The organism is Bradyrhizobium sp. McL0616 (assembly GCF_049993385.1).
Lineage (GTDB): Bacteria > Pseudomonadota > Alphaproteobacteria > Rhizobiales > Xanthobacteraceae > Bradyrhizobium.
Genome location: NZ_CP188255.1, coordinates 1,998,134 through 2,023,903, shown reverse-complemented (window position 1 = coordinate 2,023,903; position 25,770 = coordinate 1,998,134). Strand labels below are relative to the sequence as shown.

24 protein-coding genes are annotated in these 25,770 nt (G+C 62.8%); 17 read left to right on the top strand and 7 right to left on the bottom strand.

Features of this window, described 5'->3' with window-relative positions; genetic code table 11:
• Window positions 1-14: 14 nt before the first annotated feature.
• The 9 genes from pqqB to ACPPVR_RS09740 all read left to right on the top strand — a co-directional run bounded on the left by pqqB (window position 15) and on the right by ACPPVR_RS09740 (window position 9,810).
• Window positions 15-944, top strand: coding sequence for a pyrroloquinoline quinone biosynthesis protein PqqB (gene pqqB / locus ACPPVR_RS09780; protein ID WP_426614020.1), 930 nt, complete (start codon window positions 15-17; stop codon window positions 942-944).
• Window positions 941-1,720, top strand: coding sequence for a pyrroloquinoline-quinone synthase PqqC (gene pqqC / locus ACPPVR_RS09775; RefSeq protein ID WP_426614019.1), 780 nt, complete (start codon window positions 941-943; stop codon window positions 1,718-1,720). The genes pqqB and pqqC overlap by 4 nt, the downstream gene beginning before the upstream one ends.
• 11 nt (window positions 1,721-1,731) lie before the next feature.
• The gene (pqqD, locus tag ACPPVR_RS09770; protein ID WP_426614018.1) at window positions 1,732-2,043 is read left to right on the top strand and encodes a pyrroloquinoline quinone biosynthesis peptide chaperone PqqD; all 312 of its coding nucleotides are present in this window, start codon (window positions 1,732-1,734) and stop codon (window positions 2,041-2,043) included.
• On the top strand, window positions 2,040-3,239 hold the full coding sequence (pqqE, locus tag ACPPVR_RS09765; protein WP_426614017.1) for a pyrroloquinoline quinone biosynthesis protein PqqE: 1,200 nt from the start codon (window positions 2,040-2,042) through the stop codon (window positions 3,237-3,239). Before pqqD ends, pqqE begins: the two co-directional genes overlap by 4 nt.
• On the top strand, window positions 3,229-4,215 hold the full coding sequence (gene pip / locus ACPPVR_RS09760; RefSeq protein WP_426614016.1) for a prolyl aminopeptidase: 987 nt from the start codon (window positions 3,229-3,231) through the stop codon (window positions 4,213-4,215). The genes pqqE and pip overlap by 11 nt, the downstream gene beginning before the upstream one ends.
• Before the next feature lie 12 nt (window positions 4,216-4,227).
• Window positions 4,228-4,905, top strand: a complete 678-nt coding sequence (locus ACPPVR_RS09755; RefSeq protein WP_426614015.1) for a hypothetical protein — start codon at window positions 4,228-4,230, stop codon at window positions 4,903-4,905.
• A gap of 236 nt (window positions 4,906-5,141) precedes the next feature.
• On the top strand, window positions 5,142-6,941 hold the full coding sequence (locus ACPPVR_RS09750; RefSeq protein ID WP_426614014.1) for an FAD-dependent oxidoreductase: 1,800 nt from the start codon (window positions 5,142-5,144) through the stop codon (window positions 6,939-6,941).
• Window positions 6,911-8,758, top strand: a complete 1,848-nt coding sequence (locus ACPPVR_RS09745) for a 2-oxoacid:acceptor oxidoreductase subunit alpha (protein WP_426614013.1) — start codon at window positions 6,911-6,913, stop codon at window positions 8,756-8,758. Before ACPPVR_RS09750 ends, ACPPVR_RS09745 begins: the two co-directional genes overlap by 31 nt.
• Window positions 8,755-9,810 carry a 2-oxoacid:ferredoxin oxidoreductase subunit beta gene (locus ACPPVR_RS09740; protein ID WP_426614012.1) on the top strand — a complete coding sequence of 352 codons (1,056 nt, stop codon included), beginning with the start codon at window positions 8,755-8,757 and terminating at the stop codon, window positions 9,808-9,810. Before ACPPVR_RS09745 ends, ACPPVR_RS09740 begins: the two co-directional genes overlap by 4 nt.
• Window positions 9,811-9,868: 58 nt before the next feature.
• On the opposite strand, the gene ACPPVR_RS09735 is transcribed toward ACPPVR_RS09740, so the two are convergent.
• Entirely contained in the window at window positions 9,869-10,441 is a 573-nt protein-coding gene (locus ACPPVR_RS09735) for an STM3941 family protein (RefSeq protein WP_426614011.1), read from the bottom strand.
• A 155-nt stretch (window positions 10,442-10,596) separates the two neighbouring features.
• On the opposite strand from ACPPVR_RS09735, the gene ACPPVR_RS09730 reads away from it, so the two are divergent.
• Entirely contained in the window at window positions 10,597-11,916 is a 1,320-nt protein-coding gene (locus ACPPVR_RS09730) for an adenylate/guanylate cyclase domain-containing protein (RefSeq protein ID WP_426614010.1), read from the top strand.
• Here the strand turns inward: ACPPVR_RS09730 and ACPPVR_RS09725 are convergent.
• Together ACPPVR_RS09725 and ACPPVR_RS09720 are read right to left on the bottom strand one after the other, a co-directional pair.
• Window positions 11,909-12,334 (bottom strand): DUF4399 domain-containing protein, encoded by a 426-nt coding sequence (locus tag ACPPVR_RS09725; RefSeq protein ID WP_426614009.1) that lies wholly within the window; start codon window positions 12,332-12,334, stop codon window positions 11,909-11,911. The genes ACPPVR_RS09730 and ACPPVR_RS09725 overlap by 8 nt on opposite strands.
• A gap of 17 nt (window positions 12,335-12,351) precedes the next feature.
• Window positions 12,352-13,899: an SUMF1/EgtB/PvdO family nonheme iron enzyme gene (locus ACPPVR_RS09720; protein ID WP_426614008.1), complete on the bottom strand. Its 1,548-nt coding sequence runs from the start codon at window positions 13,897-13,899 to the stop codon at window positions 12,352-12,354.
• A gap of 322 nt (window positions 13,900-14,221) precedes the next feature.
• Between ACPPVR_RS09720 and ACPPVR_RS09715 the strand changes: the two genes are divergently transcribed.
• The 6 genes from ACPPVR_RS09715 to ACPPVR_RS09690 all read left to right on the top strand — a co-directional run bounded on the left by ACPPVR_RS09715 (window position 14,222) and on the right by ACPPVR_RS09690 (window position 16,890).
• Window positions 14,222-14,842 (top strand): hypothetical protein, encoded by a 621-nt coding sequence (locus ACPPVR_RS09715; RefSeq protein ID WP_426614007.1) that lies wholly within the window; start codon window positions 14,222-14,224, stop codon window positions 14,840-14,842.
• A gap of 41 nt (window positions 14,843-14,883) precedes the next feature.
• A complete protein-coding gene (locus ACPPVR_RS09710) occupies window positions 14,884-15,336 on the top strand; it encodes a DsrE family protein (RefSeq protein WP_426614006.1) in 453 nt (150 codons plus the stop codon).
• A gap of 102 nt (window positions 15,337-15,438) precedes the next feature.
• Window positions 15,439-15,762, top strand: a complete 324-nt coding sequence (locus tag ACPPVR_RS09705; RefSeq protein WP_426614005.1) for an ArsR/SmtB family transcription factor — start codon at window positions 15,439-15,441, stop codon at window positions 15,760-15,762.
• Window positions 15,759-16,190, top strand: a complete 432-nt coding sequence (locus tag ACPPVR_RS09700; RefSeq protein ID WP_426614004.1) for an SRPBCC family protein — start codon at window positions 15,759-15,761, stop codon at window positions 16,188-16,190. The genes ACPPVR_RS09705 and ACPPVR_RS09700 overlap by 4 nt, the downstream gene beginning before the upstream one ends.
• Window positions 16,191-16,237: 47 nt before the next feature.
• Window positions 16,238-16,450 (top strand): hypothetical protein, encoded by a 213-nt coding sequence (locus tag ACPPVR_RS09695; RefSeq protein WP_426614003.1) that lies wholly within the window; start codon window positions 16,238-16,240, stop codon window positions 16,448-16,450.
• Complete coding sequence (locus tag ACPPVR_RS09690) at window positions 16,447-16,890, top strand: DUF1801 domain-containing protein (protein ID WP_426614002.1); 444 nt, start codon at window positions 16,447-16,449, stop codon at window positions 16,888-16,890. Before ACPPVR_RS09695 ends, ACPPVR_RS09690 begins: the two co-directional genes overlap by 4 nt.
• 9 nt (window positions 16,891-16,899) lie before the next feature.
• Here the strand turns inward: ACPPVR_RS09690 and ACPPVR_RS09685 are convergent, their stop codons facing one another.
• The 4 genes from ACPPVR_RS09685 to ACPPVR_RS09670 form a co-directional block, all read right to left on the bottom strand.
• On the bottom strand, window positions 16,900-18,435 hold the full coding sequence (locus tag ACPPVR_RS09685; RefSeq protein ID WP_426614001.1) for a SpoVR family protein: 1,536 nt from the start codon (window positions 18,433-18,435) through the stop codon (window positions 16,900-16,902).
• Window positions 18,432-19,709: a YeaH/YhbH family protein gene (locus ACPPVR_RS09680; RefSeq protein WP_426616060.1), complete on the bottom strand. Its 1,278-nt coding sequence runs from the start codon at window positions 19,707-19,709 to the stop codon at window positions 18,432-18,434. Before ACPPVR_RS09680 ends, ACPPVR_RS09685 begins: the two co-directional genes overlap by 4 nt.
• 19 nt (window positions 19,710-19,728) lie before the next feature.
• Window positions 19,729-21,672, bottom strand: coding sequence for a PrkA family serine protein kinase (locus tag ACPPVR_RS09675; protein ID WP_426614000.1), 1,944 nt, complete (start codon window positions 21,670-21,672; stop codon window positions 19,729-19,731).
• A gap of 298 nt (window positions 21,673-21,970) precedes the next feature.
• On the bottom strand, window positions 21,971-22,600 hold the full coding sequence (locus tag ACPPVR_RS09670; RefSeq protein WP_426613999.1) for a hypothetical protein: 630 nt from the start codon (window positions 22,598-22,600) through the stop codon (window positions 21,971-21,973).
• Window positions 22,601-22,915: 315 nt separating this feature from the next.
• Between ACPPVR_RS09670 and ACPPVR_RS09665 the strand changes: the two genes are divergently transcribed.
• Window positions 22,916-25,765, top strand: coding sequence for a bifunctional transaldolase/phosoglucose isomerase (locus tag ACPPVR_RS09665; RefSeq protein WP_426613998.1), 2,850 nt, complete (start codon window positions 22,916-22,918; stop codon window positions 25,763-25,765).
• Window positions 25,766-25,770 lie beyond the last annotated feature (5 nt).

Sequence of the window (25,770 nt, the reverse complement as noted above, 5' to 3'; positions counted from 1 at the left end):
CCAGGAGACGGATCATGCTTCGCGTCGTCGTCCTGGGCGCCGGGGCCGGCGGCGGTGTCCCGCAATGGAATTGCGGTTGCGAGGGCTGCCGGGCGGCACGTAGCCGCGGCCAGGAGCTTTATCGAACCCAGGCCTCGGTCGCCTTCAGCGGCGACGGCGAGCACTGGTTCCTGATCAACGCCTCGCCCGACCTTCGCCAGCAATTGAACGCCACGCCGCAGCTGCATCCCAAGATGGGCGCGTTGCGCCATACGCCGATTGCGGGCGTGATCTTGACGAACAGCGAAGTGGATGCGGTGGCCGGCCTGCTGTCGATGCGCGAGGGCTCGCCGTTCACGATCTATGCGCATGAGAAGGTGCTGGCGATCCTGAAGAGCAACAGCATCTTCAACGTGCTGAACGAAAAGAACGTGCGGCGGCAGCCGATCGACATCAGCGAGCCGTTCGAGCCGCGGCTGCCCGATGGCGCGCGCTCAGGACTGGAGGTGCTGCCCTTCGCGGTGCCTGGCAAGTCGGCCTGGTACCTCGAAGGCAAGGCGCATCCCGGCGGCGAGACCGGCGATGGCGATACGCTCGGGCTGAAGATCACCGACAAGTCGACCGGCAAATGCTTCTACTTCATTGCCGCCTGCGCCGAGATCACCGACGCGCTCAAGGCCGCGATCGACGGCGCAGCGCTGGTGTTCTTCGACGGCACGGTGTGGCAGGACGACGAGATGATAAAGGCCGGCCTCGGCCACAAGACCGGCAAGAGCATGGGCCATGTCGCGATGTCCGGCGACGACGGCGCGATCGCACGGCTGGCCGACCTCAAGATCGACAGGAAGATGTTTCTGCATATCAACAACTCGAACCCGGCATTGCTGCCCGGCTCAATCGAGCGCAAGACCGCGGAGCAGGCGGGCTGGCAGATACCCGCCGACGGAACGGAGATCGTGCTGTGAATGCCGCGTCCATGACTGGAATGACTGCGCTCTCGATCGGCAAGGACATCAGGCTCACTAGCGCCGAGGAGCTGGAGGCGACGCTGCGCCATATTGGCGCGACGCGCTATCACAGCCTGCATCCATTCCATAAGCTGCTGCATGGCGGCAAGCTCAACAAGGGCCAGGTGCAGGCCTGGGCGCTGAACCGCTACTATTACCAGAGCACGATCCCGATCAAGGACGCGGTGGTGATCTCGCGCTTCCGCGACCGCGCCACGCGGCTGGAATGGCGTCACCGCATTGAGGACCATGACGGCGATGTCGGCAGCGAGGGCGGCATCGAGCGCTGGCTCAAACTGACCGACGGCCTTGGGCTCGACACGGCTTACGTCGAATCCACCGAAGGCATTCTGCCGGCGACGCGCTTCGCGGTGGAGGCCTATGTCCACTATTGCCGCGAAAAGTCGCCGCTGGAGGCGATCGCCTCCTCGCTCACCGAATTGTTCGCGCCGAACCTGCACGAGGAGCGCATCTCCGGCATGCTGGAGCACTACGACTTCGTCAATCCCGACATCATGAGCTACTTCAAGCGGCGTCTGGCGCAGGCGCCGCGCGATGCCGGCTTTGCGCTCGACTATGTCAAGGCGCATGCCACGACGCCGGAGCAGCGCGCGCAGGTGTGCAACGCGCTGATCTTCAAGACCAGCGTGCTATGGGTGCAGCTCGACGCGCTCTATCACGCCTATGTCGAGGGCAACATTCCGCCGGGCGCGTTCGTGCCCAAAGCGAGTTAAGGGATAGAGCAATGGCCGGGCCGCGGAACATCAGCGTCAGCGAGGCAAGCCGCCCCGTGCTGCCGCGGCATGCCAAGCTGAAATACGACGAGACGCGAAAAATCTGGGTGATCCTGGCGCCGGAGCGCGTGCTGGCGCCGGACGAGATCGCGGTCGAGGTCTTGCAGCTCTGCAACGGCGAGCGCAATGTCGGCGACGTCTCCGACCTGCTGGCGGCGAAATATGCCGCGCCGCGCGAGGCGATCCTCGCCGACGTCATCGTCATGCTGCAGGATCTCGCCGACAAGGGCTTCCTCACCGAGGCCCGGGAGAAAACGCAATGAGCGATGTGCTCGGCAATCCCGCCATTCCGCCCGATGCCAGCGATGGCCTCGCGGTGCTGGAGAAGCAGCGCTCGACGGCGGAGACCTTTGGCATTCCGCTCGCAGTGCTGCTCGAGATCACGCATCGCTGCCCGCTGCAATGCCCATACTGCTCCAACCCGGTCGAGCTCGACCGCTCCGGCAAGGAACTGACCACCGAGGAATGGAAGAAGGTGCTGAGCGAGCTCGCCGAGATCGGCGTGCTCCAGGTGCATTTCTCCGGCGGCGAGCCGACCGCGCGGAAGGACCTGGTCGAGCTGGTGAAGCACGCCAGCGACGTCGGCCTCTACACCAACCTCATCACCTCGGCCGTGCTGTTGACGCGAGACAAGCTCAGCGAGCTGGCGGATGCCGGGCTGTGTCACGTCCAGATCAGCTTCCAGGGCGTCGAAGAGGGTCTCGCCGATCGCGTCGCCGGCTACAAGAATGGGCATCGCAAGAAGCTCGAAGCGGCAAAATGGACGCGCGAACTCGATCTGCCGCTGACCGTGAACGCGGTGATGCATCGGCAGAACCTGCATCAGCTTCCTGACATCATCCAGATGTCGATCGATCTCGACGCCGACCGGCTCGAGGTCGCCAATGTACAGTATTACGGCTGGGCACTGAAGAACCGCGCCGCACTGATGCCGACGGTGACGCAGTTAGATGAATGCACCCGCATCGTCGAGGAGGCGCGGGAACGGCTCAAGGGTACACTCGCGATCGACTATGTCGTGCCGGATTATTATGCGCAGCGGCCAAAGAAATGCATGGGCGGCTGGGGCCGGCAGTTCTTCAACATCTCCCCCGCCGGCAAGGTGCTGCCCTGCCACGCCGCCGAAAGCATCACCGGGCTCGACTTCGAATCCGTCCGCTCCAATCATTCAATCGCCTGGATCTGGCAGAACTCGGACGCCTTCAACCGCTATCGCGGCACGGGCTGGATGAAGGAGCCGTGCAAGTCTTGCGAATTCCGCGAGATCGATTTCGGCGGCTGCCGCTGCCAGGCCTTTGCGCTGACGGGTGACGCCGCCAACACCGATCCAGCTTGCGCGCTGTCGCCGCTGCACGAGACCATCTTCAAGCAGGCCGAGCGCGAGGCCGAGGGCGAGACCAACCGCTTCCTCTACCGCAACTTCGCCGGCGGCACTCTGGAATCCGAGAATGATGCCTGACGCCGACGCGGCTGCAGCGGCAAAACGCGCCGATCCCTTTGCACCTCTGACCTCCGAAATGCTCGATGTCGGCGACGGCCACGAGCTCTATGTCGAGAGCGTCGGCCGCCCTGACGGTGTTCCCGCGGTCTATCTGCATGGCGGGCCCGGCAGCGGCTGCCAGCCCGATCATCGCCGGCTTTTTGATCCTGACCGTTTCCATGCCGTGCTGTTCGACCAGCGCGGCTGCGGCCGCAGCCGGCCGAAAGGATCGCGCGAACACAACACGACGGCGCATCTGATCGCGGACATGGAGAAGATCCGCGAAAAATTCGGCTTCCAGCGCTGGATGGTGATCGGCGGTTCCTGGGGCGCGACGCTGGCGCTGGCCTATGCGCAGGCCCATCCCGAGCGCGTCTCGGGCATCGCACTGCGCGCGACCTTCCTGGGCACGCGGGCGGAAGTCGAAGCGGGATTTACGCTGCGCCTGCCGCAATTCTATCCGGCGCTCTACGAGGATTTCCTGAGCGTGCTGCCACTCGAAGAGCGGGACCGGCCCGTGGACGCCTACTATCGCCGCATCCTCGATGCCGATCCGGCCGTGCATGGACCAGCTTCACGGGCCTGGCACGACACCGAACGCGCGCTCTCTGAGCACAAGCCCGCCAAGATGCGGATCAACCTCGCCTCGCTGAACGTCTGGCGCACATTGCCCGCGACGCCGTTCATGGAGGCGCATTATTTCGTCAACGACAGCTTCATGACCGAGAACCAGCTGTTGCGGAACGCCGGCCGGCTCGCCGACATTCCCGGCATCATCGTGCAGGGCCGCTACGATCTGTTGTGCCCGCCTGAGACATCGCAGGCGCTCGCGCAGGTTTGGCCGCGTTCCGAGATTCGGATCGTGGAAGAAGCCGGGCATTCGCTCTATGATGCCGGCGTCAGGGACGCGGTCATGAAGTCGATCGCGGACCTCGCTTCGAAGGCCGCGCGATAGAAGGACAAGAAAATGCCGCTCGCCGGGAAAGGCATGTTGCTGACGTCGATGAATATCGACGAGGCCGATGAGGCCGATTTCAACCGCTGGTACGATCGCGAGCATCTGGAAGAGCGCGTCGCGATCGAGGGCTTTCTGGAGGCACGGCGCTATGTCGCGCACGCCGCCAAGCCAAAATATCTCTCGCTCTATTCGACCGCGACGCTGGACGTGCTCGACAGTCCCGCCTACCGGGCGCGGCTCGCCAACCAGACCGAATGGTCGCGGCGGACCATGGCGCATTTCAAGGACATGCTGCGCGTGGTCGTGCGCATCACCGTCAGCAACGGCACCGGCCGCGGAGCTGCGCTCGGCCTCGTGCGGCTGCGGCCGTCGCCGGACAATGCAGGGGCGTGGCGTGATGCACTGCAAGACAAGCTGGCGCCGGAGAAGCGCGAGGGCATCATCTCGATGCATCTGCTCGAGAGCGAGCCGGAGCTGTCGGGTGCAACGGCCGACATCCCGGCGGTACGCAACGAGGGCGCGCGCGACTGGTTCGTGCTGATCGACGGCACGCATGTCGGCGCGGTCTCCGCCGTCATCGCCGAGCGCTTCACCGGCCCTGCTGCAGCGCCCTTCCCGCTGCCCGTGTCCGTTGGCACTTACAGCCTGATGTGGGATCTCGCGAAGAGCGATATCGCGCACAGCTAAGTTGCCATCCGCAACGCAACATATTGCACCGCCGCATTGCTGCGCGCGGCCGTTAATGCTGTGCGCGCGCAGCTCCCATGAAAGCGGGTGATCACCCAAATTTGCCGTTGTGCTTCGGAATGGTTCTAATAAGCTAACCCAATGACGTCATTCAGAAACCAGATCGCCGCGCGCTAGCGTTCGACAAGCTCAAGAAAAGGCCGCCGGGTCTTTGAGCCTGCGCGGACAGGGTAGGAATGAAACCGACCGATATTGCGGCCCCCGACTACTTTCACAAAGTGGTCGACTGCCAATGGGCCTGTCCTGCACACACCCCGGTTCCCGAATACATCCGACTGATCGCCCAGGGCCGCTACAGCGACGCCTACATGATCAACTGGAAGTCGAACGTGTTTCCCGGAATTCTGGGACGCACCTGCGATCGTCCCTGCGAGCCGGCGTGTCGTCGCGGACGGGTCGAGGAGACTCCGGTGGCGATCTGTCGCCTCAAGCGCGTCGCCGCGGACTTCAAAGACGACATCACGCACCGTCTGCCGCGGCCCGCCGCGAAAAACGGCAAGCGCGTTGCATTCGTTGGCGGCGGCCCGGCCTCGTTGACCGTGGCGCGCGATCTCGCCCCGCTCGGCTATCACTGCACCGTGTTCGACGGCGATCCTGAAGCCGGCGGCATGATGCGCACGCAGATCCCGAAATTCCGCCTGCCCAATTCGGTGATCGACGAGGAGACCGGCTACATCCTCAATCTCGGCGTCGACTTCAAAGGCGGCCATCGCATCGAGAGCATGAAGGCGCTGCTCGCGGAGAAATATGACGCGATCTTCGTCGGCTCCGGCGCGCCGCGCGGCCGTGAGCTCGACATTCCCGGCCGCCAGGAAGCAGCAAGCCACGTCCATATCGGCATCGACTGGCTCTCCTCGGTGTCATTCGGCCATACCGACAAGATCGGCAAGCGCGTGATCGTGCTCGGCGGCGGCAACACCGCGATGGATTGCTGCCGCACCGCGCGCAGGCTTGGCGGCGAAGACGTCAAGGTGGTCGTGCGCTCCGGCTTCGAGGAGATGAAGGCCTCGCCGTGGGAGAAGGAAGACGCGCTCCACGAGGACATCCCGATCCTCAACTTCCTCGTCCCCGTCGCCTTCGTTCACGACAACGGCAAGCTCACCGGCATCACCTTCCAGAAGGTGAAGGCCGAATACGATGCCAAGGGTCGCCGCAACCTCGTTCCCTCCGGCGAGCCCGACCAGACCTTGGAATGCGACGACGTGCTGGTCGCGGTCGGCCAGGAGAACGCCTTCCCCTGGATCGAGCAGGACTGCGGCATCGAGTTCGACAAATGGCATATGCCCAAGGTCGATCCGAAGACGTTCGTTTCGTCCAATCCAAAAGTGTTCTTCGGCGGCGACGCCGCGTTCGGCCCCAAGAACATCATCTGGGCGGTCGCGCAAGGCCATGACGCCGCATTGTCGATCCACAAGCTGCTGTCGGGCGAGGACATCACCGAGCGCCCGCTGCCGGAGGTGCATGTCTCCTCGCAGAAGATGGGCATCCACGAATGGAGCTACGACAACGACATCTCCGTCGACAAGCGCTTCAAGGTGCCGCACCGCGACAAGGTGATTGCGCTGAAGGACATCCGCACCGAGGTCGAGCTCGGCTACGACGTCAAGCTCGCGCTCGGTGAAGCCGAACGTTGCCTGAACTGCGACGTCCAGACCGTGTTCTCCACCTCGCTCTGCATCGAGTGCGATGCCTGCGTCGACATCTGTCCGATGGACTGCATCACCTTCACTGATAATGGCGAGGAAGCCGATCTGCGCCAGCACCTGAAGGCGCCCTCGCTCCATCCGGACCAGGATCTCTATGTGTCCAGCGATCTCAAGACCGGGCGCGTGATGGTCAAGGACGAGGATGTCTGCCTGCATTGCGGGCTGTGCGCCGAGCGTTGTCCCACCGGAGCCTGGGACATGCAGAAATATTTCATCGAGATGACTCACGCAGGTTCAGCATGTCCGACAAAAAGCCGATCAGCAGCGTAAACGACTTCGTCGTCCGCTTCGCCAACGTCAACGGATCGGGCTCGGCCAGCGCCAACGAAATGTTTGCGCGCGCGATCCTGCGCCATGGTGTGCCGGTCTCACCGCGCAACATCTTCCCCTCCAACATCCAGGGCCTGCCGACCTGGTACGAGGTGAGGGTGACGGAAGAAGGCTATCTCGGCGCCCGCGGCGGCGTCGACATGATGGTGGCGATGAACCCGCAGACCTGGGACAAGGACGTCGCCGGCATCGAGCCCGGCGGCTACCTGTTCTACGATTCCACCAAGCCGATGCCGACGACCAAATTCCGCGACGACATCAATGTGATCGGCGTGCCCCTGACCGCGATCACCAATTCGACCTACACCGATCCGCGCCAGCGCCAGCTGTTCAAGAACATCATCTATTTGGGCAGCCTCTCGGCGCTGCTCGACATGGACCCGAAGCTGATCGAGCAGTTGATCGGCGAACAGTACAAGGGCAAGGAGAAGCTGCTCTCCTCCAACGTCCACGCACTGCATCTTGGCCGCGACTGGGCGCTGCAAAACCTGAAATGCCCCATCGGGCTGCGCATCAAAAAATCCGACAAGGTTGGCGATCGCATCTTCATCGAAGGTAACAGCGCGGCTGCGCTCGGTGCCGTCTATGGCGGCGCCACCATCTGCGCCTGGTATCCAATCACGCCGTCCTCGTCGGTGGCGGAGGCTTTCACCGCCCACTGCAAGAAATACCGGCACGATCCGGAGACGGGCAAGGCGAAATACGCCATCGTGCAGGGCGAGGACGAGCTGGCTTCAATCGGTATCGTCATTGGCGCCTCCTGGAACGGCGCCCGCGCCTTTACCGCGACCTCCGGCCCCGGCATCTCCCTGATGACCGAGTTCATCGGCCTCTCGTATTTTGCCGAGATCCCGGCCGTGATCATGAACGTCCAGCGCGCCGGCCCCTCCACGGGCATGCCGACCCGCACCCAGCAATGCGACATCATCGCCTGCGCCTATGCCTCGCATGGCGACACCAAGCATGTGCTGCTGTTCCCCGAAGATCCGGCCGAGGCGTTCGAGTTCGCAGCAGCCGCCTTCGATCTCGCCGAGCGGCTTCAGACCACGATCTTCCTGATGCTCGACCTCGACATCGGCATGAACCACCGGCTCTGCCGTCCGCTGAAATGGGACGATGCCAAGCAGTACGACCGCGGCAAGGTGATGACCGCGGAGATGCTGGACGAGGGCCGCGATTTCGGCCGCTATCTCGACGTCGACGGCGACGGCATCCCCTACCGTACCTATCCCGGCACGCACCCGACCAAGGGCTCCTATTTCACCCGCGGCACCTCGCGTGATCGCTATGCGCGTTACTCCGAGGAAGGCTCGGTCTACGCCGACAACATGCAGCGCCTGATGCGCAAGTTCGAGACTGCGCAAGACCTCGTGCCGCGGCCGCTTCAGGCCAACGCGGAACGGCCGACCAAATATGGCGTGATCTATTTCGGCTCGACCTCGCCGGCGATGGACGAGGCGATCGGACTTTTGGAGACGCGCGGGCATCAGCTCGACCGGCTGCGCATCCGCGCCTTCCCGTTCCATTCGAGCGTGGCGAGCTTCCTCGCCGAGCACGACTTCGTCTATGTCGTCGAGCAGAACCGCGACAGCCAGCTGCGCCAGCTCATCGTCAACGAGAACGGCATCGACCCGGTGCGTCTCGTGCCGATCGTGCACTACGACGGTACTCCGATCACCGCCCGCTACATCGCAAAAGCCATTGGCGACCACCAGGATCACCTCAAGGTGACCCCGCTCCGCAAGGCCGTATCATGACCTACATCGCAAAGCCGAAATTCCATCACCCGGCCCTGAAGAAGAACGAGCTCGGCTATACGCATCGCGACTACGAAGGCAAAATCTCGACGCTGTGCGCCGGCTGCGGCCATGATTCGATCACCGCGTCCATCATCGAGGCCTGCTACGAGCTCTCGATCGAGCCGCACCGGGTGGCGAAGATTTCCGGCATCGGCTGCTCGTCGAAGACGCCGGATTATTTCCTCGGCAATTCGCACGGCTTCAACTCCGTGCACGGCCGCATGCCGTCGGTGCTGACAGGCGCCAACCTCGCCAATCGCGACCTGATCTATCTCGGCGTCTCCGGCGACGGCGATTCCGCTTCGATCGGCTTCGGTCAATTCGCGCATTCGATCCGACGCGGCGTCAACATGACTTACATCGTCGAAAACAACGGCGTCTACGGCCTGACCAAAGGCCAGTTCTCGGCGACCGCCGACCGCGGCTCGAAGAGCAAGAAGGGCGTGACCAACACCGACAACGCAATCGACCTCGTCGCGATCGCGCTGCAACTTGGCGCCACCTTCGTCGCGCGCTCGTTCTCCGGCGACAAGAGCCAGCTGGTGCCGCTGATCGCGGCGGCGATCGGCCACAAGGGCGCGTCCTTCATCGACGTCATCAGCCCCTGCATCGCCTTCAACAATCACGCCGGCTCGACCAAGAGCTTCGACTATGTCCGCGAGCACAACGACGCCGTGAACCGGCTCGACGTGCTGGTCGGCCGCGACCCGATTGCCGTCGATTACGCGCCGGGCACGGTGCAGGTGGTCGAGCAGCATGACGGCAGCAAGATCGCGCTGCGCAAGATCGATGCCGATTATGATCCGCATGATCGGCTCGGCGCCCAGACCTTTCTCCAGAAGCACGCCGCCAAAGGGCAGATTGTCACCGGTCTGCTGTACGTCGATCCCGACGCGGACGATCTGCACACCCATCTCAACACGGTCGAGACGCCGCTCAACTCGCTGGAAGCCGACACGCTCTGCCCGGGCTCGGCGGCGCTGGACAAGTTCAACGCCAGCCTGCGCTGACGCACGGTCTGAATAGGTCAGGCATCGGCTCAGCCCATGCCTGAAGAGCCGCGTCGTTCTAGTTGATGCGCTCGGGCTCCGACACGGATCGGCCCGAATATGCAAATCGGCCGGCGGTCCAGTATTGCCTGCAGGTATCGAACAGCGTTTGGCTGTCCATGGTCAGGCCTCCGGCGTTGACGACCACGCCGTCCGCGCCAAGCGCCTTGTTCATCAGCGACAGCAGGCCCTTCAGAAGGCCTCCGGCAAACCGCTGGGCGAGAAGGTGGTCGACTTTGAGCACCACGATCTTTTGACCGCGATACTGCCAGATCAATATGTCCCGGACGGATTGCCACGCGATGGTTTCATCGGCGATCCTGGTGTCGCGAATGCCGACACGGCTGATGAAGACGACCGGCCCCCTCGAGGAAATCAACATCCAGAGGGTCTTGCAAGTGGCGAAGCCGAACAACGCGACGCCGACATAGCAGGCCGTCATCTGGAACGCGTTGATGTCCTTGCCGCGATACCAGTTGAATGCGACCGCGGTGCACATGAGCGTCGCCAGCAGGCCGATGCCGAAAAACTTCAGCAACCGCCCTTGGGAATAGCCGATCGAAAGGTTGGGCAGGGTCTGATCTACGGACATTTTCGACTGCCACCGGCCATTTGCAGCAACCCGGGGTTTATCAATGCCCCATCTTCTAGAGGCTTAAGGCTGGAACCTTGTGCGAGGCTCCCCGCGGGACGGCTATCCGCCCGCAAAGCTTGTTTGCTATGGTGAACCGGCGGGCAGGGATCAGGATGCAGCCGGTTACGCAATATGCCAGGAGCGGAGACGTCCACATCGCCTATCAGGCGTTTGGCGACGGGCCGATCAATCTGGTTCTGGTGCCGGGCTTCGTGTCCAACGTCGAGAACTACTGGGATCAACCCGACTTTGCTCGCTTCCTGACGCGCCTGGCGAGCTACGCCAGGGTCGTCACCTTCGATAAACGGGGTACTGGCGGGTCCGACCGTGTCGGAGAGCTTCCCGGGCTCGACGTGCGGATGGACGATCTGCGTGCGGTCATGGACGCGGCCGGCATGGAGCATGCGGCACTGCTCGGCATTTCGGAAGGGGCGCCGCTTTCCATCCTGTATGCCGCTACTTATCCGCATCGGTGCAGCGCCATCGTACTCTACGGAAGCTTTTCGCGCTTTTCCTACTGGTTTCCCACCGAGGAGGCGCTGAAGACGTTCTTCGGCTATGTCGAGAAAGCCTGGGGAACCGGCGGCAGCATTCAGAGATTTGCGCCATCGCGTGCGAATGACGCAGCCTTCCAGCGCTGGTGGGGACGAAACGAGCGTCTGGGCGCAAGTCCGTCCGCGGTCGTGGCCTTGATGCGCATGAATAGCCAGATCGAGATCAGCGGCGTGTTGCCCGCGGTTCGCGTGCCTGCACTCGTCATCCACCGAACTGACGATCAGGTCGTCAGCGTCGAGGGCGGGCGCGACGTCGCCGCGAAAATTCCCGGAGCGCGTCTGGTGGAATTCCCTGGCACCGATCATCTTTTCTATGTCGGCGAGAATGCCGACGAGATTTCCGATACGGTCGAGGAATTCCTGACGGGGACGCGTGGTTCCCCGGTGGCGGACCGCGTGCTTGCCACAGTGCTGTTCACCGACATCGTCGGCTCGACCGAAAAGGCTGCCTCTCTCGGCGACCGCCGCTGGCGCGCATTGCTGGATGAGCATCACGCCATGGTCCGCCGCATCCTCACGCGATTCAGGGGACGCGAGGTCAAGACCACGGGCGACGGATTTCTGGCAACATTCGACGGACCGGCACGGGGCGTCCGTTGCGCTTGCGCGATTGCGAATGAGATCAAGTCGCTCGGCATCGATGTCCGCGCGGGCCTGCACACTGGCGAATGCGAAATGATCGGCGACGATGTCGGCGGGATTGCAGTCCACATCGGGGCACGCGTCGCAGCGCTTGCCGGCGCAGGCGAAGTACTGGTTTCGGGGACGGTGAAGGATCTCGTGGCCGGCTCAGGCCTGCGCTTCGCCGGCCGCGGCACGAGCGCGTTGAAGGGCATTCCCGGCGAATGGCAGATCTTTGCGGCCGAGGGCTTTACCTGACCCGCACCGTGATCTTGCTCGACACGATGGGCGGTTCGAACGGATAGTGCTTCGCATCGCCGAGCACCAGTTGGAGCGTGTGCGTCCCCGGCGGAAGCTCAAGAAATGTTTCAGTCTGCCCCGCCCCGAAATGCAGATGCGACTTGTCCTGCAGGATCGGTTCCTTGGAATCGATGGGATCGTTCACGTCGACCAATAAATGATGGTGACCGGCGTTCTGGTACTCGTCGCCGGCATGCGTCACGCCCATGTTGCGCAAGCCGAACCGAACCCAAAATCCGCCGCGAATCTTCTGCCCGTCATGCGGGGTGATGAAATAAAGCTTCGCGTCCTTGGGGGCGGTCTTGCCTTGCGAATAGGCGACGCCCGGGAGCAATGCGACCGCCACCGATAGCGCAACGCAGCGAAAGATCTGCATCAAACTTACTCCAGCGCTTAAGGACTGAGCGCGACGCGGAATCCATGCGTCGGGTAACGAACATTGGTATCGTAAGCATCGCGGTTCGACGGCCGCACATATCTGGCATCGTTCTTCCACGAGCCCGAGCGCAGGACGTGCGAGGTGCAGTCCCCGCCGGTCCATGCCGAGCCGTCGCCGGGCGCACCCTGATAGGTCTTGTGCCAGCAATCCTCGATCCACTGATCGACGCCGCCGCCCATGTCGTAGAGCCCAAATGGATTGGGCCTGAAGCTGCCCACTTTCGCCGGCTGCTCGGCCGCGGCATCACCGCAATCCTTGCACCCGGCCACGCCCGGCTGAAGCTTGTCGCCCCACCAATACTTGCTCTGCGTCCCGCCGCGCGCCGCATATTCCCATTCGGCTTCGCTCGGAAGCCGATAGGGCTTCTTCGTGGCCTGCGCGAGATAGGCGGCATATTGTTGCGCGTCGGTCCAACTCACATTGGTGATCGGCGCATCATCCTTGCCGGCGGCGGTGAAGCCGCACGCCTTGGCAGCGGCGCATTCGTTCCACTCCTGCACCGTCACCGGATATTTGCCAATCGAGAACGGCTTGATCGTGACCTGGTGGACAGGCCGTTCGGTCGGATCATCGTTGCTCCCCATTGCAAAGCTGCCTCCGCGAACGGCGATCACTTCGGGTTCGCGGACAGCCGCCGCCAATGGGCTGGGCGGCGGGACGGAGGGCGAGGGTGACGAGGTCACTGAGGGTGACGAGGTCACCGAGGGAGACGGCTGCGGCACCTGCGTCGCGGCCTCCCGCGCGGGAGGCTGCGGGCTCGGAGATGGGGCCGGAGCAGCAGTCGGCGCGGCGGCCTGTTCCCTCACCCTAACGCCCGGCTGCGTCAGAAGATACCAGAGCACGCCGCCGGCGATGACGATCAGCGTAATGCTCAGGAGAAAGATCAGGGTATTCTCGCGGCGGCCTCGCGTCCTGCCCATCGCACCCGCGTCCGGCAGCACGCGATAAACGCGCACGGGATCGGTGATATTCTTGACCTTACGGTCCCCAAGCGACTCGTAACCGCAAACCACCTTGTGCTTGATCTGCTCGTAGATTGCGCCTGAAATATAGACTTGGCCGGGCTCCGCGATACCTTCGATGCGCGTGGCGATATTGACCCCGTCGCCGTAAATGTCGTCTGCTTCAACGATGACGTCGCCGAGATTGACACCGATGCGGTACTCGATGCGCGAGTCCTTCGAAAGCGAAGCGTTTCGGCCTACCAAATTCTGCTGAATGACGATGCTGCACCTGACCGCTTCGACAGGGCTGTCAAAGATGGCGATGAAACCGTCACCCGTCGTCTTGACCAGCTTTCCATGGTGTTCGGCGATGCTCGGCTCGATCAGATCCCGCTCGATCCTCTTGACGCGAACATGCGTGCCCTCCTCGTCGGCCTCCATCAAGCGACTATAGGAAGCTATGTCACCGACAATGATCGCTGCGAGACGGCGAGGCATCGCGCCGTGCGAAGGCGGCTCGCCCTGATTCCCGGATCTGAAGTTGCGAATTTCGCCCATTCCTGGGACTCCACAAACTTGCAAGAAACCGCCCCAGCCTACCGCTTCGAACAGAGGCAGTCTGTGAAGGCTATCACATTGATCAACCGGGACAATGTCGAAGGAAGCGCCGGCATCGAATTACCGGGGGGTGAAAGCGCTACATCGATTGAACTTTCTTCGCCGAGCCAGTGACTAACGCCCTGCACGGAACTCCACCTTGCTCCGCTTCGTGATGATCATGTCAGGGACTGCCGGACGTGAACGGGGCGCACATGGCCTGCGTCTAACAGCCAACAGCTCCGTCCTGCCAGGGCAGGGTTCTCACGCGCTCGAGGCCGTCATGAAGCTCGCTCTCTTTGCCGCCGTCACCTTGGTAGCGCTGACCGGCGCCGGCCATGCCGAAGAGGCCGACGACATCCGCGAGGCCAACAAGACCGAAGCCGGGACCTTCAACACACGCATGTATGCGGGCGCACCGGGCGACAAGGCCTATGCCTGTTTCGTGCGCCGCTACGATGCCGAGCATCTGGCGCGGCATCCGAAACAGAAGGTCGCGTCCATGAAGCTGCTGGTCTCGGCGGAAGTCGACGAGGAGGACAGGCAGCTCCACAATTCCTTCCGGCTCGGCTTCAGATACCGCCATCGCAGCGGTGATTTCGACTCCAGCGGCTCCTGTCACCACGTGATCTTCGCCAAGGAAGGCAACGAGGTCCGCCTCGGCTGCGGCGTCGATTGCGAGGGCGGCGGCATCGGCGTGGCGCTGTCAAAGGACGACAAATCCGCCGTCGTGAGGCTCGAGCAGGTCAGAGTCTGGCAGCACAACAAGCCGGATGAAGATGCCGAACGATCGTTGGTCGCAGGCGCTGACGACGGGATTTTTCGGGTCGACCGGACCGACGCCAGCGAGTGCGCCTCGCTCGTGACCGACCGCAAGGAACTCGCCGCGCTCCGCCGCAAATGATATGAGTCCGGCAAAGTCAGGGCCAGTGTAGGGAGATCGCCATGAACCGCCGGAACATCTTGTGGAGCACCGTCTCGGCCTTGTCTGCCTTGGGCGCGACGTTGGCCGCCTCGCGCGCCAAGGCCGCGACCGCCTCATCGGACAAGCTCAAGGTCGTCTATCATCTGAGCGACGCCGAGAAGGTCAATTTCGTGCTCGGCAACATCCAGAACCACATCGACGGCGTCGGCGGGCCCGAGCACGTGACGATCGCGCTGGTGATCCACGGCCCTGCGCTGAAGGCGTTCCACTTGGCGCAGGCTAATCCCGATATCAGCAAGCGGATCGGTGATTTCTCCAAGGATGGCGTCGAGCTTGCCGCCTGCGGCAACACCATGAAGGCGCAGAACATCACGCTCAGCGACCTGCTGCCGGGCTTCGTCAGCGCGGAGAAAGGCGGCGTGGTCCGCCTGGCCGAGCTTCAATCGCAGGGCTATCTCTATTTGCGGCCTTAGGGCACCGGGAAAGCCGCACCGAAAGAAAGCCCCATCGCGCTTGACTTATCCATAACCATGCGGTTATGAATTAATCCATAACTTTCTGGTTATGGGTTTCGCATGTCCACCACACCCGATGTTTTGTTCAGAACGCTCGCCGACCCGACCCGGCGGGCGATCTTCGAGCGGCTGTGCCGCGAGGGGGAGCAGACGGTCGGGGCACTGACGGCACGGTCGGGCGTGTCCCAGCCGGCGGTCTCGAAACATCTCGGCGCGCTGAAGCAGGCCGGCCTCGTGCGCGACCGCCACGAGGGACGCCAGACCCATTACAGCGCGCAACCCGGCGCACTCAATCCGCTGATCGACTGGACCAGCCAGATGGCCGGGTTCTGGCAGAACCGGCTCGACGCGCTCGACGATCTCCTGAAGAGGATGGACCAATGACAGACACTGAGACCGAAACCCGTTCCGTGGTCATCGAGCGCGAATTTGCCTTCCCGGCAGAGCGGCTGTGGCGCGCGCTGACCCAGCCGCACCTGATCGAGGAGTGGCTGATGAAGAACGACTTCAAGCCCAGCGTCGGCCACCGCTTCAATCTTCGCGGCGAATGGGGCGGCGTGCTGGACTGCGAGGTCCTCGCCATCGAGCCGAAGCGATCGCTCGCCTACACCTGGAATTTTACGCATGAGGACGCGGCCTACGATCTCAAGAGCGTGGTGACGTTCACGCTTACCCCGACGGGCGCGGGCACGCACTTGCGCGTCGAGCAGGCAGGCTTCCGCCCCAGCCAGAAGCAGGCCTATGGCGGCGCACACGCCGGCTGGAAGCAGTTTTTCGCAAAGCTGGACGAGCTGCTGGCGCGAGCCGACTAGCCCGTTCATTCCGATCATCTTTTTAGGAGGTCCCATTGAGTTCGAACATGTGGATTCGGCAGATCCATCGCTGGCTGTCCATCGCCTTCACGATCGCCGTCGTCGCCAACATCGTTGCTCTGACCATGCAGCTTCAAGCCACATGGATCGGGCTGCTCGCCTTCGTTCCGCTGATCCCGCTGCTCTCGACCGGGCTCTATCTGTTCGCGCTGCCCTATGTCGGCCGGCGCAGCGGCGCATCAAGCGAGGCGAGATCATGAAGAAGGCCGTGGCGGTGAAGAAGAGCGCAGCAAAGGACACGGACAGCGTTTCAGCTTCGAAGCTGATCGACGGCCGGATCAAGGAGCTCGGCGACTGGCGCGGCGAAATGCTCAAGCGGATCCGCGGCCTGATCAAGGAGGCCGATCCTGAAATCGTCGAGACGTGGAAGTGGCGCGGCGTTCCCGTGTGGGAGCACGACGGCATCATCTGCACCGGCGAGACCTACAAGGCGGTGGTGAAGATGACATTTGCCAAGGGCGCTGCGCTCGATGACCCGGCGGGCCTGTTCAATTCGAGCCTCGAGGGAAATGTGCGGCGCGCGATTGATTTTCCCGAGGGCGCGAAGATCAACGAAAAGGCGCTGAAGGCGCTCATCCGGGCGGCCATAGCCCTGAACACGTCCAAGGCAAAGAAGAAGCCGGCCAAGGCTTCGGCCTAGACCGCGGCGTCAGGCCGCCGCGGTGATCGGCCGCGGGCTCACGACGTATTCGCGCAGCACCTTGTCGTTGGCGTCGACCTCGATCAGCGCCACGTCATAGGTCCAGAGATCGGCGAGATGCTGGAGCACCCGCTTGGCATCGGTCTCGTTCAGCTGCGAGCCCTTGATGACGCGGTGATGCAGGATCAGCCGGCGGTCACCGGACAGATCGACGTCGACCACCTCGATATTGGCGTCGATGTAGCCGACATCATGCTGGCGTGCCAGCTCGCGCCGGACGCGGCGGAAGCCGCGTTCGTCGTGGATGGCATCGACCCTTATGCCGGCGCGCTCCTCGGGATCGTCGTGCAGGTGGAACATGCGGAGCTGCCGCATCAGCTTCGGGCTCAGGAACTGAGCGATGAAGCTCTCGTCGCGGTAATTGGCCCAGACGTCGCGCAGCACGCCCATCACGTCGTTCTTGCCGGCGATGTCAGGGAACCATTCGCGGTCCTCGTCCGACGGACTGGTGACGATGCGCTCGATGTCCTGCATCATGGCGAAGCCCAGCGCATAGGGGTTGAAGCCGGAGAAGCGCTGATCGTCGAATTCGGGCTGGAACACCACATTGGTGTGCGATTGCAGGAATTCGAGGAAGTTGCCGTCGGTGATGCGGCCTTGCTGGTGCAGCTTGGTCATGATGCGATAGTGGACGTAGGTCGCCGTCCCCTCGTTCATCACCTTGGTCTGGCTCTGCGGATAGAAATATTGCGCGATGTGGCGGACGATGCGCAGAAGCTCGCGCTGCCAGGGCGCCAGCCGCGGCGCGCTCTTCTCCAGGAAATAGAGCAGGTTCTCCTGCGGCAGGCCGAGCAGCTTGCGCCGGCGCTCGAGCGAGATCGCGGACCGGGTCTTCGAGGCGCCCTTGGGCACGGTGCGCCAGAGATCGTTGAAGACCTCCTCCTCGTGCTGGCGGCGACGGCCGGCGCGCTTCTCTTCCTCGCGCAAATCCAGCTTCTTCTTGCCGGGATAGCGGTCGATGCCGTGTGACATCAGTGCATGCGCGGCATCGAGCGTGCGCTCGACCTCGATGCGGCCGTAGCGATCCTCGCAACTCATCACATACTTCTTGGCGAAGTCGAGATAATCCAGAATGCCGTCGGCATCGGTCCACTGCTTGAACAGATAGTTGTTCTTGAAGAAGTGATTGTGGCCGAAGGCGGCGTGCGCGATCACCAGCGTCTGCATCGTCGCCGTGTTTTCCTCCATGAGATAAGAGATGCAGGGCGAGGAGTTGATCACGATCTCATAGGCGAGCCCCATCAGGCCCTTGCGATAGGACGCCTCGTGATAGGCAAAGTGCTTGCCGAACGACCAGTGCTTGTAGAACAGCGGCATGCCGACGGACGAATAGGCATCCAGCATCTGCTCAGCGGTGATGACCTCGATCTGGTTCGGATAGACGTCGAGGCCGAGATCGTTCGTCGCCACCTCCTCGCAGGCGTCCGTAATGCGCTGCAAGGTGTGGAAATCCCAATCGGCGCCTTCGAACAAGCGTTCCGTCATGGGGCGGCTTTCTCCTGGGTGGCTTCGCGGCGCTGGAACAGGTCGTGGAACACCGGGAAGATCTCGCTGCGCTCGCTGACCTTGCGCATCGAGAGCGGTGCGCCGCTGTTGCGCAGGCGCTCATAGAGGGTCCAGAGCGAGGAATCGGAGAGATCGAAGGCGCTGCCGCCGGACTCCCCGACCTCGAGATAGGCAAAGAACTGGCAGGCCGGCAGGATCTTGTCGGTCAGCAGCATGCCGGTGAGCTCACCGTCGGAATAGGAATTGTCGCCGTCGGAGGCTTGCGCGGCATAGATATTCCAGTCCGACGGATTGAAGCGCTCGCGCACGATCTCGTACATCGCCTGGAGCGCGCTGGAGACCAGCGTGCCGCCGGACGCCGGGCCGTAGAAGAAGGTCTGCTCGTCCACCTCCTCGGCGCGGTCGGTGTGGCGGATGAAGACGATCTCGACATGCTTGTAGCGGCGCTTCAGGAACACGTAGAGCAGCATGTAGAAGCGTTTGGCGAGATCCTTCATGTGCTCGGACATCGAACCGGAGACGTCCATCAGGCAGAACATCACCGCCTGTGCGACGGGCTTGGGCACCGTCTCGAAGCGGCGATAGCGGATGTCGAGCGGATCGATGAAGGGAATCCGCTTGAATTTCGCCTTCAGCTTTTCGAGCTGGGCGACAAGCACCAAACGCTCATCCTCATCCGTGCATGCGGCGATCGCAGCTTCCAGCTCTTCGATCTCGTCCTTGCTGGGACGCTTGAGCGCGATACGGCGCGCCAGCGCGCGCCGTACAGTCCGGCTCACCGAGATATTGGAGGGCGAGCCCGAGGTGGTGTAGCCGGCGCGCTGGATGCCCTCGCTCTCGCTCTGCGCGATCTTGCGCTTGGCGAGATCGGGCAGTTCGAGATCGTCGAGGAAAAGATCGACGAATTCGTCGCGGCTGAGCACGAAGCGGAAGGCGTCCTCGCTGTCGCCCTCGCCCGGGCCGGAATCCTTGGCGCTGCCCTGGCCGGAGCGCTGGAGGTAGTCGCCCTCGATGAACTTCTTGTTCCCCGGCAGCACCATGTCGCGCGTTCCGCCTTCACGGCGGAACCGCGGCTCGTGCATGCCGTCGAGCGGTATGGTGACCTCACCACCCTCCAGGACATCCTTGATGTCGCGTTCCTGCGAGGTCTTCTTGACGGCGCTCTGCACCAGGGATTTGGCCCGACGCAAGAACCGCTGCCGGTTCTCAAGACTCTTGCCGCCTGGATTCAGGCGCCTGTCAATAATGTGAATGGCCACTTTCTCATCCGTCTCAACCGGCTTGCTTCACGCGCATGTACCATTCGACCAGTCGGCGAACCTGACGCTCGGTGTAGCCGCGCTCCACCATGCGTGCGACGAACTCGCCGTGCTTCTTCTCCGTCTCGCCGTCTTTCTTCGACCCGAACGAGATGACCGGAAGCAGGTCCTCGACCTGAGAGAATATCCGCTTTTCGATCACATCGCGAATCTTCTCGTAGGAGATCCAGGTCGGATTCTTGCCGCCGTTCTGGGCGCGCGACCGTAACGAGAATTTGACCACCTCGTTGCGGAAATCCTTCGGGTTGGCGATGCCCGCCGGCTTCTCGATTTTGGTCAGTTCCTGGTTCAACAGTTCGCGATCAAGCAGCTGGCCGGTATCGGCATCCTTGAAGTCCTGGTCCTCGATCCAGGCATCGGCATAGTCGACGTAACGGTCGAACAGGTTCTGGCCGTAATCCGAGTAGGATTCGAGATAAGCCTTCTGGATCTCGTTTCCGATGAACTCGGCATAGCGCGGCGCAAGATCCGCCTTGATGAATTCGAGGTAGCGCTTCTCGACTTCCTCAGGCAGCTGCTCGCGCTTGATCGACTGCTCCAGCGCGTACATCAGATGCACGGCGTCGGCGGCGACCTCCTGCGGATCATGATTGAAGGTCGCAGCCAGGATCTTGAAGGCAAAGCGGGTGGAGACGCCGTCCATGCCCTCGTCGACGCCGGCGGCATCGCGATATTCCTGCACGCTGCGCGCCTTCGGATCGGATTCCTTCAGGCTTTCGCCGTCATAGACCCGCATCTTGGCGAACACCGTGGAATTCTCGTGCTTGCGCAGGCGCGACATCACCGAGAACCGGGCCATCGTCTCCAGCGTCGCCGGCGCGCAGGGCGCAGAGGCGAGCTCGGAGCCCTGGATCAGCTTCTCGTAGATTTTCTGCTCCTCGGTGAACCGCAGGACATAGGGCACCTTGATCACGCAGATGCGGTCGATGAAGGCTTCGTTGTTCTTGTTGGCCTTGAAGCTCGACCACTCCGCCTCGTTGGAGTGCGCGAGGATGACGCCGGTGAACGGGATCGCGCCGATATTCTCGGTGCCGATGTAGTTGCCCTCCTGCGTCGCTGTGAGCAGCGGGTGCAGCATCTTGATCGGCGCCTTGAACATCTCGACGAACTCGAGCACGCCCTGATTGGCGCGGTTGAGACCGCCGGAATAGCTGTAGGCGTCGGGATCGTTCTGCGCGTAAGTCTCGAGCTTGCGGATATCGACCTTGCCGACCAGCGAGGAGATGTCCTGGTTGTTCTCGTCGCCGGGCTCGGTCTTGGCGATCCCGATCTGGCGCAGCCGCGACGGCTGAATCTTGGCGACGCGGAATTGCGAGATATCACCGCCGAAGGCTTCCAGCCGCTTGTAGCACCACGGGCTCATCAGGCCGGTGAGGCGCCGGCGCGGAATGCCGTACTTCTCTTCCAGCATCGGCCCGAGCTGATCGGGATCGAACAGGCTGAGCGGACTCTCGAACACGGGCGAGAGTTCATCACCGGCCTTGAGCACGTAGATCGGATGCACTTCCATCAGCGACTTCAGCCGCTCGGCGAGCGAGGATTTGCCGCCGCCGACCGGGCCGAGCAGATAGAGGATCTGCTTGCGCTCTTCGAGGCCTTGCGCGGCGTGACGGAAGAAACCGACGATGCGCTCGATGGTCTCTTCCATGCCGTAGAAGCCGGCGAAGGCCGGATAGGTGCGGATCGTGCGGTTCAAAAAAATACGGCCAAGGCGTGGGTCCTTGGCCGTGTCAATCGTCTGGGGCTCGCCGATCGCCGCTAGTAATCGTTCGGCCGCGTTGGCGTATTTCATGGGATCGCTTCGACACGATTCCAGGTATTCCGCCATCGACATGTCGTGCTGGCTTCTCGCCTCGAACGACTTAGCGAAAGCGTTGAATAGAGAATCGTTGTACATGATCCCTCTCCGCGTGAGTTCCGCTACACGACTGAACTAAAGCAGCGACCGGACCGTTCCTTAGCGCCACTCTCGAATCAGCGTGAGCACATGACGATCATTCGACACCCGCAGGCCTTCACCACGCAACGCACAACGTAGGCATCGGGTGAGTTACGAACAGGCACCTGCCTGTTATTTATGCGAATCTATACCTGTATTTGCTAATTTCCAGCAAATGTCGCCTCGCCGCAACATCCGGGCGTTACCGGGGTTCGGTCATCCGGCAGCGCAGCATAGAAGCCGGCCGGCGGCAGCTTTATGACGCTTGTGCGGCCTGGCTTTGCGCGACCTGATCGCGGTCTCGCCGCAATGCGGTGCGTGAATCGCTGGCAGCGTGGCAGTCGCGGCAGGCCCGCAGCAATGTGCCAAAATCCGTCGCCAGCCCGTCGGACTGAATGAGGATGCGATCGGTTTGCGCGCCGCGCGAGGCGGCGCGGATGCAGGAAAGCTGGCGCTGCAAGGCCGGAATCGGCGTCAGCACAATCGCCTTGTGTCCGCGGCATTCCTCAACCGAAACATCCGCAATCGAGTCCCACAGCAGAAATTCATTGCCGACGCGGAGATCGCGGATGCCGTAGGTCGTGACCATCACCACCGGGCCCCGTTCGGCCGGCAGCATCCAGATCAGCCAGCAGGTGACCGGGCCAAACACCGCGACGCCGACATAGCCCATCGCCACATCATAATCGGCAAGGCCATGCCACCAATGAAAGGCAAGGCTTGCGCTGAGCAGGGTCATCGCGAAGCCAGCCGCGACCAGCAGCCGCAGGCGCGTGGCGCATTGACCGATTTCGAGATCGTGGGTTGCATCGATGCATACGGCCGAAGCGGCCGATTGCGAATCGTCTGCGACGGCGAGTGCGACGCGATCAGGATGTGCGTGCATGCTTTCCCCCAAGCATGGCCATTCGCGACCGAGCCAATGATGCATCAGGCGGATCGGAATCCCCTGACGACACTCCGTGACGCGACAGGTCAAAATTACGCAACAAGACCTCGGCCGAACCGTCCCGGCCAATGATTTTAATTACGCAAATCCACCACTGCCGCCTGGATCGCTATGACCGCAGCGGAGTTACACTGAGAGTATGACGCCAATGCCCTTGATTGGTTCCCTCCCGGGAGCATGTAAGCTACAGGATAGCGCGTCAGGACCGGCGCGGAAACCCCTCGCCCGCAGGCTTGGAGATAAATAAGCATCATGAATCCCGTCAAAGAACTGGAAAAGCACGGACAAGCCGTCTGGCTGGACTTCCTGGCCCGCGGCTTCATCGCCAAGGGCGACTTGAAGCGGCTGATCGACACCGACGGCGTCAAGGGCGTCACCTCCAATCCCTCGATCTTCGAGAAGGCGATCGGCAGCTCGGACGAATACGACGCCCCGATCGGCAAGGCGCTCAAGCGCGGCGACCGGACCGTGGCCGATCTGTTCGAAGCCGTCGCAATCGAGGACATCCAGAACGCCGCCGACGTGCTCCGCCCGGTCTATGACAAGCTTGGGGGTCATGACGGCTATGTCAGCCTGGAAGTTTCGCCCTATCTGGCGATGGACACCGCCGGCACGGTCGCCGAGGCGCGGCGGCTCTGGAAGGACGTCAATCGCAAGAACCTGATGGTGAAGGTGCCGGCGACGCCGGAGGGCCTGCCGGCGGTCGAAACGCTGATCGGCGACGGCATCAGCATCAACATCACGCTGTTGTTCGCGAAGGCGGTTTATCTCGAGGTCGCCGAGGCCTACCTCGCCGGCCTGGAAAAATATGTCGCGGGCGGCGGTGATCCGTCGCATGTCGCGAGCGTAGCGAGCTTCTTCGTCAGCCGCATTGATTCCGTGGTCGACAAGCAGCTCGACGAGAAGATCGCCCGCGCCAACGACCCCAGTGAGAAGGAACGGCTTGCCGCGCTGAAGGGCAAGGTCGCGATCGCCAACGCCAAGGTCGCCTATCAGGATTACAAGCGGCTGTTCTCGGGCCCGCGCTGGGACAAGCTCGCCGCCAAGGGCGCCAAGCCGCAGCGCATGCTGTGGGCTTCCACCGGCACCAAGAACAAGGACTACAGTGATGTCCTCTATGTCGAGGAGCTAATCGGCCCCGACACCGTCAACACCGTACCGCCGGCGACGCTCGATGCGTTCCGCGACCACGGCAAGCCGCGCGACAGCCTTGAGGAGAATGTCGACGACGCCTATCGCGTGCTGGAAGAGCTGGAGCGCTCCGGTGTCTCGCTCAACGCGATCACCGAGGAGCTGGTCAAGGACGGCGTCAAGCAGTTTGCGGATGCCGCCGACAAGCTCTATGGCGCGGTCGCGCACAAGCGCGCCACCGTGCTCGGACCGGCGATCGACCGCCAGCTTCTCTCGCTGGGCGACGGGCTCGGCAAGGCGGTGGCCAAGAGCACCGAGGAATGGCGCGCGTCCGCAAAGATCCGCAGGCTGTGGCAGCGCGACAAATCGGTCTGGACCGGCACCGATGAGGACAAATGGCTCGGCTGGCTCGACAGCGCGGCGAAGGCCGACCTCGCCGACTATGAGGACTATGCCAACCGCGTGAAGGGCCAGAAATTCTCCGACGCCGTCGTGCTCGGAATGGGCGGATCGAGCCTCGGGCCGGAGGTGCTGGCGGAGACTTTTGCGCGTAAGCCGGGCTTCCCGAAGCTGCATGTGCTGGATTCCACCGATCCTGCACAGGTGCGGGCGATGGAGGCCAAGATCGACATCGCCAACACCGTCTTCATCGTGTCGAGCAAATCCGGCGGCACCACCGAGCCGAACGCGATGAAGGATTATTTCCATGAACGCGTCACGCAGGCGGTCGGCCCGAAGGTCAAGACCGGCTATCGCTTCATCGCGGTGACCGATCCCGGCTCGTCGCTGGAGAAGGCCGCCAAGAAGCTGAGTTATGCGCGCATCTTCCACGGCGAACCCTCGATCGGCGGACGCTATTCCGTGCTGTCGCCGTTCGGCCTGGTGCCGGCGGCAACCGCGGGCATCGATGTCAAGACGCTGATCAAGCACGCGCTCTCGATGGCCCGCTCCTGCGGACCGGACGTGCCGCCGCAGGAAAATCCGGGCGTGCAGCTTGGGCTTGCGATGGGCCTTGCCGGCCTCGAAGGCCGCGACAAGGTGACGATCCTGTCGTCGAACAAGATCGCCGATTTCGGCGCCTGGGCCGAACAGCTCATCGCGGAATCGACCGGCAAGGAAGGCAAGGGCCTGATCCCGATCGCCGGTGAGCCGCTCGGCGAACCCTCGCTTTACGGCAACGACCGCTTCTTCATCGATATCCGCACCGAGGGCGAAGCGGATGCCGCCCATGACTCGAAGCTTGCCGCGATCGAAGCGGCCGGTCATCCCGTCGTGCGCATCGTGATGAAATCGATCGACCATCTCGGCCAGGAATTCTTTCGCTTCGAGATGGCGACCGCCGTGGCAGGCAGCATCCTCGGCATCAACCCGTTCGACCAGCCGGACGTGGAAGCGGCCAAGATCAAGACCCGCGAGCTGACGACAGCGTATGAGAAGACCGGCGCATTGCCGGCCGAACAGCCGGTGGTCAGCACCGCGGACGTCGATCTCTATACCGACGCGACTAACGCCGCGGCACTCCGCGCCGCCGGCGCCAATGGCGACCTCGCCTCCTGGCTGAAGGCGCATCTGTCGCGCTCCAACCATGGCGACTATGTCGCCCTGCTCGGCTACATCGCGCGCGACAAGGCCACCATCGATGCGCTCCAGGCGATGCGGCTCGAAGTGCGCGAGAAGCGTCACGTCGCGACTTGCGCGGAGTTCGGCCCGCGCTTCCTGCACTCCACCGGGCAGGCCTACAAAGGCGGGCCCGACAGCGGCGTATTCCTCCAGATCACTGCTGATGATGCCAAGGATCTTCCGGTGCCGGGACAGAAGGCAAGCTTTGGTGTGATCAAGGCGGCGCAAGCCCGCGGCGATTTCGACGTGCTCACCGAGCGCGGCCGGCGCGCGCTTCGGGTGCACCTGAAGGGTCCGCTCAAGAAAGGCCTCGCGGCCCTCAACGCCGCGCTCACGAACGCACTGAACTAGGGGAA